The sequence below is a fragment of the Halopseudomonas xinjiangensis genome, from assembly GCF_900104945.1.
In the GTDB taxonomy this organism is placed as follows: domain Bacteria; phylum Pseudomonadota; class Gammaproteobacteria; order Pseudomonadales; family Pseudomonadaceae; genus Halopseudomonas; species Halopseudomonas xinjiangensis.
This window is the reverse complement of sequence record NZ_LT629736.1, coordinates 800,541-817,779: the sequence shown is the minus strand read 5'-3', so window position 1 is coordinate 817,779 and position 17,239 is coordinate 800,541. Positions and strand designations below refer to the sequence as shown.

General features: G+C 57.4%; 13 protein-coding genes. 1 reads left to right on the top strand and 12 read right to left on the bottom strand.

Annotation, left to right across the window (positions count from 1 at the left end; all coding sequences use genetic code 11):
• The first annotated feature begins 209 nt into the window (after positions 1-209).
• On the top strand, positions 210-2,039 hold the full coding sequence (gene glmS / locus BLT85_RS03695) for a glutamine--fructose-6-phosphate transaminase (isomerizing) (protein ID WP_093391883.1): 1,830 nt from the start codon (positions 210-212) through the stop codon (positions 2,037-2,039).
• 102 nt (positions 2,040-2,141) lie between these two features.
• On the opposite strand, the gene BLT85_RS03690 is transcribed toward glmS, so the two are convergent.
• From BLT85_RS03690 to BLT85_RS03635, 12 genes are all read right to left on the bottom strand, one after another.
• Positions 2,142-4,133: a hypothetical protein gene (locus BLT85_RS03690; protein ID WP_093391882.1), complete on the bottom strand. Its 1,992-nt coding sequence runs from the start codon at positions 4,131-4,133 to the stop codon at positions 2,142-2,144.
• On the bottom strand, positions 4,134-5,465 hold the full coding sequence (locus BLT85_RS03685) for an NAD(P)/FAD-dependent oxidoreductase (RefSeq protein ID WP_093391881.1): 1,332 nt from the start codon (positions 5,463-5,465) through the stop codon (positions 4,134-4,136).
• A 14-nt stretch (positions 5,466-5,479) separates the two neighbouring features.
• Positions 5,480-5,878 carry a GtrA family protein gene (locus tag BLT85_RS03680; protein WP_093391880.1) on the bottom strand — a complete coding sequence of 133 codons (399 nt, stop codon included), beginning with the start codon at positions 5,876-5,878 and terminating at the stop codon, positions 5,480-5,482.
• Positions 5,875-6,858 (bottom strand): glycosyltransferase family 2 protein, encoded by a 984-nt coding sequence (locus BLT85_RS03675; protein ID WP_093391879.1) that lies wholly within the window; start codon positions 6,856-6,858, stop codon positions 5,875-5,877. The genes BLT85_RS03680 and BLT85_RS03675 overlap by 4 nt, the downstream gene beginning before the upstream one ends.
• On the bottom strand, positions 6,848-7,534 hold the full coding sequence (locus tag BLT85_RS03670) for an NAD-dependent epimerase/dehydratase family protein (protein WP_093391878.1): 687 nt from the start codon (positions 7,532-7,534) through the stop codon (positions 6,848-6,850). Before BLT85_RS03670 ends, BLT85_RS03675 begins: the two co-directional genes overlap by 11 nt.
• 231 nt (positions 7,535-7,765) lie before the next feature.
• Positions 7,766-9,772 carry a polysaccharide biosynthesis protein gene (locus tag BLT85_RS03665; RefSeq protein WP_093391877.1) on the bottom strand — a complete coding sequence of 669 codons (2,007 nt, stop codon included), beginning with the start codon at positions 9,770-9,772 and terminating at the stop codon, positions 7,766-7,768.
• A 115-nt stretch (positions 9,773-9,887) separates the two neighbouring features.
• Positions 9,888-11,282 (bottom strand): phosphohexomutase domain-containing protein, encoded by a 1,395-nt coding sequence (locus BLT85_RS03660; RefSeq protein WP_093397360.1) that lies wholly within the window; start codon positions 11,280-11,282, stop codon positions 9,888-9,890.
• An 11-nt stretch (positions 11,283-11,293) separates the two neighbouring features.
• Positions 11,294-12,943: a glucose-6-phosphate isomerase gene (pgi, locus tag BLT85_RS03655; protein WP_093391876.1), complete on the bottom strand. Its 1,650-nt coding sequence runs from the start codon at positions 12,941-12,943 to the stop codon at positions 11,294-11,296.
• On the bottom strand, positions 12,943-14,241 hold the full coding sequence (locus BLT85_RS03650; RefSeq protein ID WP_093391875.1) for a UDP-glucose dehydrogenase family protein: 1,299 nt from the start codon (positions 14,239-14,241) through the stop codon (positions 12,943-12,945). The genes pgi and BLT85_RS03650 overlap by 1 nt, the downstream gene beginning before the upstream one ends.
• Positions 14,242-14,250: 9 nt before the next feature.
• Positions 14,251-15,129, bottom strand: coding sequence for a UTP--glucose-1-phosphate uridylyltransferase GalU (galU, locus tag BLT85_RS03645; RefSeq protein ID WP_231701530.1), 879 nt, complete (start codon positions 15,127-15,129; stop codon positions 14,251-14,253).
• Positions 15,130-15,375: 246 nt separating this feature from the next.
• Positions 15,376-16,311 (bottom strand): glycosyltransferase, encoded by a 936-nt coding sequence (locus tag BLT85_RS03640; protein ID WP_157718115.1) that lies wholly within the window; start codon positions 16,309-16,311, stop codon positions 15,376-15,378.
• Complete coding sequence (locus BLT85_RS03635; RefSeq protein ID WP_157718114.1) at positions 16,308-17,204, bottom strand: glycosyltransferase family 2 protein; 897 nt, start codon at positions 17,202-17,204, stop codon at positions 16,308-16,310. Before BLT85_RS03635 ends, BLT85_RS03640 begins: the two co-directional genes overlap by 4 nt.
• Positions 17,205-17,239 lie beyond the last annotated feature (35 nt).

Genomic DNA, 17,239 nt, shown 5'->3' with positions numbered 1-17,239 from the left:
TCAGTCGGTCGTGATGAACGCATTTGTTCGCGCTCGGGTGCGCTCCTACATGAACATTGCAGGAGCGCACCCGGGCGCGAAAGCAGACTCGCCGACAATATCCGTAACCGCCGGATGACGGACCAGGCCGACCAATCCCACCGGCGCTACCTTGTCCTATAGCGCGATGCTAAACTTCGCCCTTTTGCAGCTCGCCCCAAGGACACCCCATGTGCGGAATCGTCGGCGCCATCGCTCAACGTAATATCACTCCCATCCTGATTGAAGGCCTGCGGCGCCTCGAATACCGCGGCTACGACTCGGCCGGGGTGGCGGTGATGAATGACGATCACAGCATTCAGCGCGTTCGCGCCGTCGGCAAGGTAATCGAGCTGGAAAAGAGCCTGAGCGAAACGCCAGCGCTCGGCCACCTGGGCATTGCCCACACTCGCTGGGCGACGCATGGCAAACCAGCTGAACACAACGCGCATCCGCACATTTCCGATGGCCTGGCCGTCGTTCACAACGGCATCATCGAAAACCACGCGCCGCTGCGAAAGAAGCTCAAGGAGCTTGGCTACGCCTTCACTTCGGAAACCGACACCGAAGTCGTCGCCCATTTGCTCGCTTATCACTACGGTCAAAGCAAGGACCTGCTCGAGGCATTCCGCCAAACGCTCGGTGAAATCCACGGCGCTTATGCGCTCGCCGTGATTCACGAAGACGAGCCGGAAACCCTGTATTGCTCCCGCATGGGCAGCCCGCTGGTCATTGGCGAGGGCGTCGAAGAGCACTACATCGCCTCAGACCCGCTTGCCCTGTTGCAGGTAACCGACTGCTTCCGCTACCTGGAAGAAGGCGATTACGCTCGGGTCAGCCGCGAGCAGTGCGACATATGGAACATCAAGCATGAAGCGGTCGAGCGGCCGGTGAAGCGCTACGAGCATGCAGCCCATAGCCTGGACAAGGGCGAGTATCGCCACTTCATGCTCAAGGAAATCTACGAGCAGCCCGAAGCCATTACTCAGACCCTGGCCGGCACCCTGGGCGACGACCACGTTCTCACCGCCCTGCTTGGCCCGGAAGCCGAGACGCGCCTGGCCGACATCGAACACGTCCACATTGTCGCCTGCGGCACGAGCTTCCATGCCGGTCTCGTGGCCCGTTACTGGATTGAGGCACAGGTCGGCATCACCTGCCAGGTGGAAGTGGCCAGTGAGTATCGCTACCGCACCGTAGTCGTGCCGAAAAACACGCTTCTGATCACCATCTCCCAGTCCGGCGAGACCGCCGACACCCTGGCCGCCCTGCGCTTTGCCAAGGATCAGGGTTACCTGGCGACACTGGCTTTGTGTAACGTCGCGGGCAGCTCACTTGTGCGGGAGGCAAACTGGCGGCTGCTGACCCATGCCGGCCCGGAAATCGGCGTCGCCTCGACCAAGGCGTTCACCACCCAGCTGGTCGCCCTGCTTTGGTTAACCACTGCTCTGATACAGGCTCGCGGTGGAGACAAGCAGCAAATCATCACCAACATCAATGCGCTGAAATCGCTCCCCGGCATGGTCGAGCAGGCGTTGCAGCTCGACACACGCATTGCCGAACTTGCCGAGCGCTTCGCCAATAAACATCACGCACTCTTTCTCGGGCGCGGTACGCACTTCCCGATTGCCATGGAAGGTGCGCTCAAGCTCAAGGAAATCTCGTACATTCACGCTGAGGCGTACGCCGCTGGCGAGCTGAAGCATGGACCGTTAGCGTTAGTCGATGAGAACATGCCCGTCGTCAGCGTCGCACCCAGCGGCAGTCTGCTGGAGAAGCTCAAATCCAACCTGGAAGAAGTTCGTGCGCGTGGCGGACAGTTGATTACGTTTGCCTGCGAGAGGGTCGAGCACGCCGAGGAAGGCACGGCGCAGACTATTACGCTGCCATGGGTGGAGGATTGCATATCGCCAATTCTCTATACCATTCCACTTCAGTTGTTGAGCTATCACGTAGCGTTGGTGAAGGGCACTGATGTGGATAAGCCGCGCAACCTGGCGAAGTCGGTTACAGTCGAATAGCGCGGCTCGAACTGTTCGGGCATGACCCGCTCAGCTCGATTGCGACAGCCCCACCTCCCTACCAGCTTATACGTCCGGAGCTGGTAGAGAGCGACCCGCTCCTCAGTGAAACGGACAGCCAGCTGTCACTCGCCGAGTTCCGTCGACATAGTCGAGCGCCACGCACGTGAGGACGGCTTCCGCTTGGCTGTGGTTTTCCCAGCTGCTTACACCGCCACCAGAAACCGCTTCAATGGTGCCGCGATCAAAGTGGCCACCGTTCACATCGAAAAAGCGATACTGGTTATCGTCAAGCTGAGCCAGATCGAACTCGGCGTGATATGCATCCGCCCCAGGGCCTTCCAGCCGCAGCTCGGCTTTGCCCCTACCAGTATTGGCATAGGTGCCGAACAGAACCCCTACCCGTTGCAGGGCTGCACCCTCCGAAACGTGACGGTCCGGGAAAATAACCTCGATGTTATTGCCCGGTGCCAGCGGCTGGCTTGGCTGCAGCACAGTGGCCGCAGTCGGCGGTACCCACCGCTCCTGCGCGTGGATGTCTTTGCGTAGGTACCAATGACCGTCAGGTTGCAACGGAGCATACCGTTCGCTGAGCAGCTGAGGTACGCATGGCTCATAGTCAGCAATTGCATATTGATCCCACACTTTCCAATCATGGAACCAGATGACGGCTGGCGAGTTGTTAGCGATATCAGCGCAGATATCAATATTGTGTCCCAGGATCGGGTTGCGCTTATACGCAGCCTGCCAAGGGAGATAATAATAATGGCCGGAGGCCGGTCTCCTATCGGTCAGCAGATAAACGCTCGGGTTGAATACCAACGCCAACAGGTCGCCGTTTTTTTCAGTGATCGAGCGTACGAACCCGAGCTCACCGCCTGGCGGAGGTCTCAAAGTCACCCGGTTCGAAGCGAGATCGCGCTTGAGAATACCGTGCGGCGAAGAGATGGAGATGCGGCTGACAGCTTCCATTCCAATGACTGAAATGGCTAGCACGGCCACCCAGAACGCCTGTCGTCGCAAGTTCCAGCTCACGAAGGCACGATCTATCAACAGGGCGATGGCCGCGATGAAAAGAGCGCAGTTGGCCAAGACAAATGCAGTGCCGTGAAATCCATATTTGCCACGGGGGTTAAGCAACAAGGCAAAGAAGATGGTCAGCAGCACAGCGAGCAGCTTGAAAGCCTTCAACTGAGTACTGCTTCGCATGACAACAACACTCAATAGCGCAGCCGCCGCCAACAACCATACAACCGAAAGATCCTGCGTATATGAGATGGGTTTCAGTTCGAATGCAAAAAGATCCTTCATATCGCCCAGAGACACATCAATAAACTTCGAATAGATGACCTGGTTGAAGTAAAAATGATAGGCGAAGTAACCTGTCAAATCGCCGTAGGAGAACATCCAGATCAAGACCACAGCGAGGGAGATCAGAACGCCCAAAAGGAACGGGAGCAGCACTCGTTTCAAAACCGCGTGATTTTTTATCAGCGGGACGAACGCACCGAGAACGAGACATACCACTGCGGGGCCCACTGCGTACGAAGCGAAGCACGCCAACGTAACCGCCGCCCCTGCCGCGCAGCTACCCACACGAGTCGGAACCCGGCCCATCATCGTAGGCAAGAGAAGCTGGAACACCGCGACCAGTGCCAGGAATGCCGTGATTTGCTGGTAAAGCAGCATCTGAATGCTGCTCAACACCCATATGGAAGAGATGATCAGCAAAAACGAGCCGGTCGCCCAGCCCCTGGCCGACCAACTCCGGAACGCTGGGGAGACGAAAATCGAGAACGCCGCCATTAGCGCCAGAGCGATGACGATGACCCGGGCATAAGTGAAGTCGCTATCGCTGTAGAGCACAGCGTACCAATGCGACAGCATGTACGGCACCGGACCGTGGTGCGCGAAAATATCTAGATAGAGCTTCTTTCCGGCGACAATCAGCTGGGCGGCAACGTATTTTTCCGCCTCATCACCAAATTCGAGAAGCGAAAGCCCTATATGTACGCGGAGCAGAAACACACAGGCGCCGGCAAAAGCGAATGCCAGCGCGAGTATAGTGAGCGCCCTTTCCTTGGGAACGCGCATTTACCGGCTTACCTTCTTCTGCTCCACTAGTCGTTTCGAAATGGCGCGCCCTTCCCGGATAGCGTAGTTCGTCCCTCGATCCTCGGGATAGATTTGCGCCATAGTGGAAATGAATGCGTTATCGAACGGAGTCTCCTGCCCAGGCACATATTCCGAATACCCGCGCTCGGTCACAGGTTGTGCATACTCGGCTCGCCAAACACGGTGCTCGATGATCCAGCTGCGGTCCATTTCGGGGAACATCCGCTGCAAATGCTCCAAAGCAAAATCGACATATTGTTCGTCGGAATACGACCAGACCGGATCCTCGACTGCCAGATAACGGGAAAGGAAGGCGATATGCGAGCCAGCGTAATTTTCCGGTGCGTCGAAGTTGGTATGCTCGATGACTCCCACAAAGGGGAACCCTGGATCGTTGACGTTGAGCCAATACGTTTGGGATAGGCTCCGCTTGAGGCGAAGTACAAGACACATGTTACCCAGATACTTCACCCGGCGCAGCGACTTGAGCCATGTCTCATCGGCAGCACCCTCGAACATCCGGGCGATGAGCGGAAAAGCCGGCGTGAACAGAAACTGTTCTGCTTCCACCCGCTCTCCTGTCGCCAGTTGTACTGCACGCAGTTGTTTGCCGTCCGGCTCTACCTTAACCACCTCTTCACAGTACCGGACCACCCCTCCGTTCGTCGTGATAGCGTCAGCCATTGCCTGCGCGAGCCTACCAAAGCCTCCCTTGAAGTAGGCCAGCTCCTCACCACCCTTGTCGTTGCGCGTATTTCCGCGCAAAACCAGCTTCTTCCACATCCAGACAGCGTTAACCGCTTCGGCGTAGACGGAAAACTTCGAGTCGATCAGCGGCTCCCATACAACCTTGTATACGCGCTTACCGCAAAGAGGCTCCAACCACTCGCGAATCGACAGGTGCTCAATCGCTCTCCAGTCCTTGATGCGTCGAACCTGGAACACCAGCAGGCCCAACCGTATGCGATCAACGAAGGACAGCGCCGTGAAGCGCAAGAGATCTAGCGGCGTGGACAGCTTCCACATCCTGCCGTTGAAGTACATCCCGGTACGCGACGGTAACGTAATGATGTCGCCCTCGAGCCCTAGCTCCTTGACCAACTCCGGCACGTATACATCATTGTTGAACCAATGATGATAGAACTTCTCGAGCGTCACCCCATCGGCGAATTCAAAGGTTCCACCGAGGCCGCCAGGCCTGTCATCGGCTTCAAGTACGCATACTTTCTTGCCTTGCTTGGATAACGCGAAGGCAGCTGTGAGACCGGTGAACCCGGCTCCAATAATTACCGCGTCGTAGGTGTTTGCCACGAAACACTCCTTGTTCAAATCGATTCGCTTGCGTCTACGCCCGTCCGGTTCTGACGAAACGTGAGCAAACGATTCAAGGAAAATTGGATGATGACGACGACTGGCAGGGTAAGGATCTTGGCCAGAGCCGCGTCAATGTGAAAGCGGTCGATCATTACCCACAGCATCAGCGCGGAGGCAAGATAGCCCACCCCGGCAACGCCGAAGAACATGGCTAGCCGTCGCAGCAGCTGATCGCGGACGCCAAAGGTTATCCGTCGGTTGAGAATAAAACTGATCAGGGTGCCCATCATGTAACCGGCGGCGTTGGCAGCCTGATAGGGAACGCCGAACGCCAACAGCACATAGTAGAGGGAAAGATCGCTCAAGACGCCGATGCCACCGCAAAAACAATACAGCGCAAATCGAATCATGCAGACTTCTGCTCCTGCTCTACCGCGCCTGGATCAGCGCCATCACCGCCGACGCGCTGAGCCACGACGTATTGCGGTCTGGCATTCAGCGTCAACAGTGCTCGGCCGAGATACTCTCCCACCATTCCGACCGCCAAAAGCTGTACTCCACCTATGATGAGCACGGTAACGATCAGCGACGACCAGCCGATCGGCATGAGATCCAAGGTGAATTTCTGGATGATGAGTACAAGCGCAAGAAGAAAACCGACGCCAGCAAAAACCAGCCCCAGGAACGACGTTATTCGCAACGGGACGATGGAAAAGTTGGTCGCCATTTTCATCCAGAGCGAAAGTGACTTGGCCAAGCCATATCGGCTATCCCCCGCGTGCCGCTCCTGATGTGCCACATCAACCTGGGCGATGTTGCGGGTCACCGTCAGGATCAGCCCATCCACGTAGACATAAGGACCCTGGTAACGGAGCACCTCGTCACGAATGACCGCCTTGAACGCTCGAAACGGAGAGAGGTATAGATCCATCGGCTTGTGCATGAGATAGCCGGCAACCAGATTGTTGATGCGGCTACCTACGATCTTCCAGAGCGGATGCTTACGGGAAGTGAAGCGGCCGTAAGCGACATCGAAACCGTTCTCGACCTGTTCGACCAGAGAGGGGATATCCCGGGGTGCATGCTGCAGATCGTCATCCATCGTTACGATGATTTCACCTTGAGCCTGAGCAAGTCCCGCCATCAGCGCATTGTGTTGACCTGCGTTCATCCGTAACAGGATGCCTCGCACAGTCTCGTATTCCTGAGCAAGCCGGGTGATCACATTCCAGCTTTGGTCGGGTGACTGGTCGCATACGAAAATGATTTCGTAATGCCGGCCCTTCTCGGTCATCACCTCATCGACCTGTCTTACCAGCTCAGCCAGGATCTTTTCGCTCCCATACACCGGGATGACTATCGACACCTCGCGCGGCGGCTCACTTGCCATAATACTTCCTCAGAACATTTTCAACGTAGTGTGTATCGAAGTTGATCCCGGCACGCACGGCTGCCTCGGAGGATCTTGAAGTGTCGATCTCGTAAGCTCCGCCCCCTTCGACCACGGTGTATGTACCTTTCTTACCGAGGACGGTTTCGAAGGTGTGTACCAGTTCGGTCACCGCAATCGAACGGGGATTGGCGATGTTTACGGTGAAACAACTGTCCGCAGGGGCGTCATCGAGCATCACATGAGCGATGCGAGCTACGTCCGTCACGTCGATGATGTTCCTTCGGGCGCCACGCCAGACAGTGAATGGCTGGCCCGACATGATCATCGTCCGAACGTAATTCGTCAGCGTGTGTTGATTCTGCGTAGGACCTACAACCTGGGGGAGTCTGAAAATCGCATAGCGGGCAGACTGCTTCGCCAGTTCCTCCATGCGCAACTTGTGTTGTGTATATGGCGAATCATGCAGTTCAGGATCATGGACGCTGCAGGTGCCGAAATACACGAGCCGGCGGCCCTGGCGCGTACACTCTTCGAGCATCCGTCGTTCACGAAGAAAAGCTTCCGCATCGCGCCCCTTTGAATTGGCCGCCCCCGATGCAAAGACGATCAGGTCGTCTCGCTCTCCGAGCTCCAACGCAAAAGCAGTTGCAAGCAGACCTCGTCCAACCACCATCAGCGTCTTCCGTATTCAGTAATTTTTTAGTTCAGCTTGCCGCAGGCATTTGCCGGCTCGCTCTCCAACCAAGTTTGAATCGAGGACAACCAAGCACGCCGGCAATAACCAGAAGCGCGATACCCTCCTGACCGCCGGGGAGTATAGCCGCGCTCTTCACTGCGAGACCAGACACACAGGAGATAGGTTAGTCCAGATAGATCTCAGCACGGGGGCTCGCACGGCCAGCGATCACGCTCCGTCCTTGCGAAAACGCTCGTCGTAGAGCAGGTCTACGATGTCGACGCCGGGGGTGTAACCCTGGACCGTGGCAAGAAGCATTTCCCGCACTCGCTGAGGGTCTTCCTGCCGTACAGCCGATTCAAGCTCGTCAAGCACGCCTAGAAGCCGGTCCCAAGAGAGATGCGCCTCATTCGCTCGCCGGATCTTGGAGTGAATCGTCGGCTCGGGATTATCACCGATCAACAGCTCTTCGTAGAGCTTTTCACCGGGCCGCAGACCAGTAAACACGATTTCAATATCACCTTTGGGACTGCTTTCGTCTCGAACGCTGAGCCCGGAGAGCAATACCATCTTGCGAGCAAGATCCAGAATGCGGACGGGTTCACCCATGTCCAGTACGAATACATCCCCACCCTGCCCCATGGCACCCGCTTGAATTACGAGCTGCGCGGCCTCGGGAATGGTCATGAAATAGCGAGTGATGTCCGGATGCGTGACGGTGACCGGGCCGCCCTGTTGAATTTGTTCACGGAACAGGGGGATGACAGAACCTGACGAATCCAGGACGTTCCCGAACCGCACCATCTCGAAACGTGTGCGATTGAGGTGGTTGACTGATGAGCTTTTGCCCCACAATCGCGGAGCCTGCTCGGTATTCAGAGCTTGGAGAACCATCTCCGCGAGACGCTTAGTCGAGCCCATTACATTCGTAGGTCGAACCGCCTTGTCGGTCGAGACAAGCACAACGCTCTCCACTTGGCAGCGAATCGCTGCCTGCGCCACGTTGAGAGTACCGAATACGTTGTTCATCACCCCTTCGGACACGTTATGTTCCACGATCGGCACATGTTTATACGCAGCCGCGTGATAGATCGTTTCGACTTCCCAGCGTTCGATAACCTGCTCCAGCCGCGCTTCGTTGCGGATGGACCCAAGGATAGGCACGATGACCACGTTGCCTAAACGGTTGCCGAGCCAGTGTTTGAGCTCGGCGTGAATTTTATACAGCGCATATTCGCTGTGTTCGAATAGGACCAGGCGGGAAGGAAGCGAGGATACGATCTGCCGGCAAAGTTCGCTGCCGATGGAGCCGCCCGCCCCGGTGACCATCACGGTCTTGCCTGTGATGCAACGAGCGAACAACGAAGGATCCGGCGGCACGGCATCGCGCCCGAGGAGATCGGCGATGTCGACCTCTTGCAGATCGTCCACCTTCACCTTCCCCGTCACCAGATCCATGATACCGGGCATGCTCCGCACGTGGAGCGGGTATTGCTCCAATGTTGTGAGCACCTCCCGACGCCGTGAACGGCTAGCAGATGGAATTGCGAGAAACAGATCTCTGACTCCTGTGTCCTGGATCATCTCGCCGATCTGTTCAGACGAATATACCGGTAGCCCCTGCACGGTACGTCCGTGCAAATATGGATTTTCATCTATGAAGGCAACAGGTTTGTACATGCGGCTGATCTTTAGCGAAGCAACCAGCTCGTTGCCCGCACCGCCTGCGCCATAGATTGCCACTGGTCTGCCGACATCGCGGTCGACCAGACTTTTTTCGAACGGATTACCGGCAGTGAACCAGTCGCCGAGAAAGTACTCCCGCACCGCCAAGCGAAGACCGCCTAGCAGGCAGAGGCTGAGGCACCAATACATGAAGAAAACAGAGCGGGAGAGAAGGACTTCCATACCTACTTCCCGCAGGATATACATGGTGGCGGCCAGCGCGACGAAACCGAGCGTTACCGCCTTGGCAATGCATTTGAGCGCGTCATTGCCGAAATACCGCAGGACAGCACGGTACATACCCAGGCGTATGTAGAAAGGAATGGCGAGAATTGGAGCGAGGATGAAAATCCAACCTTGCCCATGCTCTGGCCAAAGCCAACCCTCCTCAGTACCAAGGCGGAGATAAAATGCGGTCCATAGCGCCAGCCAGAGGAGTAACACGTCGAGGACGATCTGGATGCTGCGCTTCTGGCTGTAGCTGAGGTTCGCTAACCGCTCTCGAATCAATGGTCCACCTTCGCGCCCAAGTTGCAGGGCAGGTAAGAGAAATGGTGTCAGGAAAGTGCCGTAGAACTTCCGTCGTCAGTACTGACACCAAATTGTCTCAATTGATCCGCACACCTTACAAGGCTTTGATGGCCTCCAGCAGCCGCTGAGTCTCCCGTTCCATCAGATCAAAGTCGCCGCGGCTCTCTACATTGAGACGTATCACCGGTTCCGTATTAGACGCACGCAGGTTGAAACGCCAGTCGGCAAAGCAGATGCTGACGCCGTCAGTGTAGTCGACGTCGAGCGCATCCTTGGCATACTGCTGCTCGATGGACTTGAGCACCGCGGGTGCATCATTGACCTTCAGATTAATTTCACCAGAAGACGGATAAGCGGCAATACGCTCTCCGACCATTTCCGACATCGGTCCTCCCTTGCGGCACAGCAGTTCAGCCACCAGCAGCCATGGGATCATACCGCTGTCGCAATAGGCGAAATTGCGGAAATAGTGATGCGCACTCATTTCACCGCCGTAAGCTGCGTCTTCCTTGCGCATGCGTTCCTTGATGAAGGCGTGGCCCGCCTTGGTCTGTACCGCCCGGCCACCGTTCTCTTCGACCTGCTCAACCGTATTCCAGACGAGCCGTGGGTCGTGGATGATCGCGGCGCCCGGCTCTTTTTTCAGGAATGCCTCTGCCAGCAAGCCTACGATGTAATAACCTTCAATGAAGCGACCCTGTTCGTCGAACAGGAAGCAACGATCGAAGTCACCATCCCAGGCGATACCCATGTCCGCGCCGTGTTCGAGTACCGCCTTGCTGGTGGTTTCTCGGTTTTCGATCAGAATGGGGTTGGGAATGCCGTTCGGGAAGGTGCCGTCGGGCTCATGGCAGATCTTGATGAAGGTGACCGGGATCTGCTTGTCCTTGAACGCCTGCTCGATCGCATCGATCACCGGGCCGGCGGCGCCGTTTCCTGCGTTGACAACGAGCTTGAGCGGAGTGAATTTATCCGGCTCGATATAGCCCATCAGGTGCTCGACAAAGGCTTTCCGCGTATCGACCTGTTCGTATTGTCCCCGAGCGCTGTCAGGCACTGAGGGATCGCGGCCGTCCTGCAGCTCGATGTTCATTTCTTCCGCCGTTTGGCGAATATCAGCCAGGCCAGTATCTGCGGATATAGGCCGAGAGCCTTCACGCACCAGCTTGAAGCCGTTGTAATCGATCGGGTTGTGCGAGGCAGTCACTTCGATGCCGCCATCCACCTCAAGATGGAAAGTAGCGAAATACACCTCTTCCGTACCGGCGAGCCCCAGGTCGAGCACGTCCACGCCTTCGTCGCGCAGACCGTTTGCCAAAGCCGCTTTCAGCTCTGGAGACGTTTTACGAACATCTCCGCCCAGTACGATGCGCCGGGGCTTGAGGAATCTGGCGAAAGCACGGGCGATGCGATAAGCAATGTCTTCATTCAATTCGGTGCCAAGCTGGCCCCGAATGTCGTAAGCCTTGAAACAGGTCAGCTGTGTCATGTCGTTTCCCATTATTTCCATTCTGCGCGAATCCGGCGTAGCAGGCCGGCTGTGGAGACGTCGGTGTCATCCAGCTCGTTGTCTTCCCCGCGGATCTTGCCAAGGGTGGTCATGGCGATCTTCTTGCCCATCTCCACGCCCCACTGATCAAACGGGTTGATGCCCCAGATCACCGACTGAACGAATACCTTGTGTTCGTAGAGAGCGATCAACGCGCCGAGGCTGTACGGATCAAGCTCGTCGAGAAGCAAGGTCGAACTCGGCTGATTCCCGCGATAGCGCTTGTACAGGGGCTCGTTCTCGGCATCCTTCAACGCAGCATCGCCCAGCGCGAGCAACCGCGACTGAGCAAGACAGTTCGCCAATGCCAGCTGATGCTGGGCAATCAGCTCATCCGCCGCATCGTGATGGAGCGACTCGTGATACCGGCGCGCCGGCACGATGAAGTCACAGGTGACGGCCTCGGTGCCCTGATGCAACAGCTGATAGAACGCATGCTGTGCATTCGGTCCGACGTCGCCCCAGATGATCGGGCAGGTCGCGCGTTCCACCGGTTCGCCCTCTCGGGTCACGCTCTTGCCGTTCGATTCCATCTCCAGCTGCTCGAGATAAAGAGGGAGCTGCTTGAGCCGGCCATCGTACGGCAGGATCGCCAGGCCATTGATGCCGAGCACATTGGTGTTCCACACTCCAAGCATCGCCATCAGCACCGGCAGGTTGTCTTCCCAGCGGGCATTCTTGAAGTGTTCATCCATGTCATAAGCACCCGCAAGGAAATCGCGGAAGCCCTGCACGCCAATCTTGAGTGCGATCGGCAGACCAATCGCTGACCACATCGAATAGCGGCCACCAACCCATCCCCAGAAGCCGATCTGATTCTCTTCGGCGATGCCCCACTCGGTCATCTTGTCCGGCGAGGCGGAAACGCCGACGAAGTGACAGTGCAGGATGCTTGAGCTCGCCCGGCGACCGAAGGACCGCTGCAGCCACTGCAATGCGGTAGAAGCGTTGGTCAGCGTGTCGATGGTGGTGAACGATTTTGACGATACGATGAACAGCGTGGTCTGCGGTTTCTTGTCCCGCAACAGCTGTGAGAGCTGGCTGCCGTCGATCGTGGAAGCGAAGTGAATATTCAGGCGATGGCGCGTCCGGGTGGAGAAATCCGCGAGGGCCTCTGTCACCATCAATGGCCCGAGGTCGGAGCCGCCGACGCCGATATTGATCACGTCGGTGATGACTTCACCCGTGGCACCGCGCCATTGGCCGGCCTGGATCTTCTCTACGATGCGCTCCATGCGTGCAAGCTGTTCATGCACCTGTGCGGTGACGTTTTCGCCGTCGACCTCGCATATAGCGTCCTGCGGAAGCCGCAAGGCCCAGTGCATGGCCGCACGTCCTTCGGTGTCGTTCACTTTTTCACCGGCGAACAGACGAGCGATCCATTCGTTCAGCTCATGCGTACGCGCCAGCTCGAACAGATGATTGAGGGTTTCTTCGGTTACACGCTGCTTGGAAAAATCGAACATCAGCGGTCCGAACTGCCGGTGCATCTTGGTGAACCGGTCGGGGTCCTCAGCGAACAGATCGGCAAGATGCTGCTTGCTGGCCGTCGCTCCATGCGTGAGCAACTCATCCCATTGGCGTTTCTTGGCGTCAGTCATCAGCGTCGTCCGATTCCGTAATACTCAAACCCGATTTGTTTCATGTATTCGGGGTCCCACACATTTCGGCCGTCAAGCAGCAATGGATGTCTCATGCTGGCCTTGACGTGGGTGAAGTCGGGGCTCCAATAGGCTTTCCACTCGGTAACCAGCATCAACGCATCAACGTCGACCACCGCAGCGTACGGATCCTGGTGCAAAACCAGATCCTCGCGTGCCCCGCCGGCCCATTCCGCCAGTGCGGGCATCGCGCGAGGGTCATGCACATGGACTTGCACGCCCTGGGCCCACAAGGCTTCGATCAAGCGAAGTGCGGGTGCATTGTCGATTCGTGCCGTCTCCGGCTTGAACGCCACCCCCCAGATAGCGATCTTGCGCCCGCGCAGGTCGGTGCCGTAGTAGCGCCAGAGTTTGCGGAACAAGGATTCTTTCTGCCGCTCATTGATGCGCAGAACCTGATCGAGCAATTGCGCCTGGATACCACTCAGCTGGAGAGTCGAAGCGAGGCTCATGACGTCACGAGAAAAACTCAGCCCGCCAAAGCCACAGCCAGGATAGAGATAACCTTCACCGATCCGTTTGTCTGCCCCCATGCCGCGGCGAACCCGCTCGATATCCACGTCGAGCATGTCGGCCAGATTCGCCATGTCGTTCATGAAACTGAGGCGGGTCGCCAGCATCCCGGTGATCGCCAGCTTGGTGAATTCCGCCTCACGCGGGAGCATGAACATCATGCGATCAACGCGGCGGTTGAAGGGCCGAAGGATTTCGGCGGTCATACGTTGTGCCCAGTCCGAGTCGCAACCGACCAGCCATTGCAACGCCTGGGTGAAGCTCTGCAACCCAGATCCTTCAGTTAGCAGATCAGGGACCGAGACTGCTGCACGCTGCGCGGTCTCCGCTCCGGGAAGCTCGCGCAGGGCTTTCTGTAACGCCTCGGTGGTGCCGACCTGAAAAGTGGACTGGTTGATCAGCAACCAGCTGCGCTCAGGCCCCGATGGCAACGCCGCGATCGCCTCGTAGGCGATATCGATGTCATTGGGGGAAAGCGCGAGCCAGACGACAGAGGTCTTGTCGTCAACCGGCTCATCGACGCGGGCCAGCTTGAAGCGTCCCGCGGTGGTCTGCTCGGCTATCATTTCGGCCAGACCCGGCTCGCGAAACGGGCAGCCGCCCCTGGCCAGGGTGGTTGCCGCAGGCCCCTTGGGGACCCGCATTGTTACGTTATGTCCGGTAGAGGCCAGGGCAGCGGCACTCACCAAAGCGCACAACGTGTCTCCATACACATCGATGAACATGCGCGACCCTCAGGTGTATTGCTTTAGAATGTCCCGAAATCCCTCACCGAGTTTGGGATGTTTGACGCCATAAGCGACTGTCGCTTCAAGGTAACCGAGTTTGCTGCCACAGTCGTACGAGCGGCCGGCAATACGGAAGGCATCTGCCCCTTGCTCTTTCATCAGCGCAGCAATGGCATCGGTCAACTGGATTTCGTTGCCTGCGCCGGGCTGTGTTTCATCCAGCAATTCGAAGATACGTGCCGGCAGGACATAGCGGCCAACGATCGACAGATTGGACGGCGCCTCTTCACGCGGCGGCTTTTCCACGACGCGATGCATCGCGGTGCCTTCGCCAGCCTGCAAATCCACACCGGATACATCCACGACGCCATACTGGCTGACCAAGTCATAGGGGACCGGCTCCACCATGATCTGTGCGCGTCCGGACTGCTCGAAACGCTCGGTCATCATACCAAGATCGACTTTCGCGCCCTGCTGTTCGACCAGTACGTCCGGCAGCATCACTGCGAACGGCTCGTCACCCACCACAGAGCGTGCGCAGTTGACTGCATGACCGAGGCCCAGCGCCTTGCCTTGACGCACTGCGGTGACCTTCAGGTTGGACGGCGCTGTTGCACGGAGGACTTCCAGCAGTTCGTGCTTGCCACGGCGATCGAGCTCGGCTTCGAGCTCGTAATGCACGTCGAAGTGGTCTTCGATGGCTTTTTTGCTTGAGTGGGTAACCAGGATGATTTCATTGATGCCTGCGGCGAGGGCTTCTTCGACGACGTACTGGATGACAGGCTTGTCGACGACGGTGACCATTTCCTTCGGGATAGCCTTGCTGGCCGGTAGGAAGCGAGTGCCAAGACCTGCGACGGGAAGAACGGCTTTAGTAACCTTCACATGAACTCCATGTATTGATGAGCGAATTTCCATGCCTTGATGAGTGCCAAAACTAGACGCCAGGGGGCGAAACTCAAGGCTCAATCTGACCAATGTTGAACCTCGCGAGGGTTGTTAGTTCCCACAAGACCCCACTAAACCGCGACGTGGGAGCCAATCACCTCTAGTGTCGATTCGTCCAAGTACCTGCATCCTTTCTTCCATCAAACGGAGCCCTTCTCCAGAAGCTCGTCTGGGTCAAATATTCTAATCCGTTTCGTATGACGGCGGATGTATCGCCAGCAGGAGCACCATCATACTCATGAAGAAAGCGTCGATCGCTTTGCGTCTGCAATTACGGGCATTCAACACCAGAACCAGATAGCCGCTACGCTTGTTCGGATCGATCCAGGAGCGCACGAAAGCGGAGCTTTCCAGTCCCAGCAAGCGTGCAATCGTTCGCGCCTGATCGAGCCACCAGCCGCTGGATACGTGGCGAAACCTGCCCATTCTGGCTTTCCAGCCCTGGTTCACACCCACGAGGTTGTTCTGGTGCTGGCGATACTGCATCTTCGGTTCGGGATCTATCCACCACGAAAACCCGTTGGCCCGAGCGAACGCATAGCAGAACCAGTCGTGCAGGTAGACCGAGCCAAGCGCTCCCGTACGAGTCGAAACGAAGCTCTGCAGCGCTTCGAACAGGTGCCGCGACATGACGTAGGTGCAGCCTGGACCGGCGGCCTCGAAGAGGAAATCCCAGCGCCGCTGCGCCTGGGCCTTGTTTATCAGCTTTTCGCGGCCATCCGGCCAAAAGGCAGTGACGTTGCCTGAATACCCATCCGCCCCCCGTAGCCGAAGCTGACCGATAGCCCGATCCAGCTTGTCCTGATCCCAGAGATCATCCTGATCGGCGAATGCGACGTAGTCGAAGCCTTCAGGATCAAGTTCGCGTATCAGTCTGAAGAAATTGGCTGCGGCGGTCCCGGATTTCAGCCCATGCGGCAGGATACGGATATTGGAATGCTGTAACGCCGCGTGGTCGACGTATGCCTCGGTACCATCGGTGGACTGATCCACACTTATCAGGATCGTGACGCTAACCCCGATCTGGTCCAGGATCGACTGGATCTGGTCAGGCAGCCATATTCGACCCTGATGCGCGGCCAGGAGAACGGCGACTCGGGCTTCGGGCCACGCTGTCAACGTGAACTCCGCTGCGAGCAAGGTCCGGAGCGACCACGGACCCCGTCGACAACCCCTTTCACATAAAAACGCAGGTAGTCCTGGCGATGGCGAACCAAGAGCACGATCACGCACGTATGTACGAAACCAAAGATCACCTCACGGAGCGCCATCAGCAAAGGAACATGGGGATAGCGCACCAGCAGAAGCGCGTTTCGAATCCGATAATACCGACGTTCGGGACGATGGATAGGGATGCGGAACCGGCCTAGCGAGGCGGAGCGAAGGCCCAGAGAATGCTCAAGGCGGGCGGCAGGCTCAACGCGGACAAAGTAACCTTTTTGCACGCAACGCAAGCACCATTCGGTATCGACATAGTCGATGAACAGACTCTCATCCATGAGACCCACCTGATCGAAAACACCACGACGGACAAGTGTACCCGAGGAAATCGCCACAGACACATCAATGGGGCTGGACAGCGTTTCAGGCTGCCACTTCCGTCGTGTGCCGTTAGGCGCGATGTCCACCACCGGATAGCCAAAGCCCTGCTCTGCATCGAAATGTACCGGAGCGACTATGGAAACCGCCGGATCGCACAAATGCGCTTTGAGGCGCGCTATCACACCGTCCGGAATCCTGCTGTCCTGGTCGAAGAATATGATCGCATCGCACCCGGACTCCGACGCCTTGCTGATCCCGAGATTTTGCGCCGCAGCTATACCCAGGTTCTGGGTGGCCTGCAGCAGATCCACCGTAGCCTCCGGGACCGCCCTGACCAGACTGGCGATGTCGCCTGTCGAGGCGTTGTCGACTACGACAATCCTTTCCACCTGCGCCGACAACTGCGTCAGCAGCTGACTGAATGTAGACGCTTCAGGATTGAAGCTCACAATAACCGCCATCACAGCCATCGGCGTGACGTCTACCCCATGCTGAGCCGAGCTCG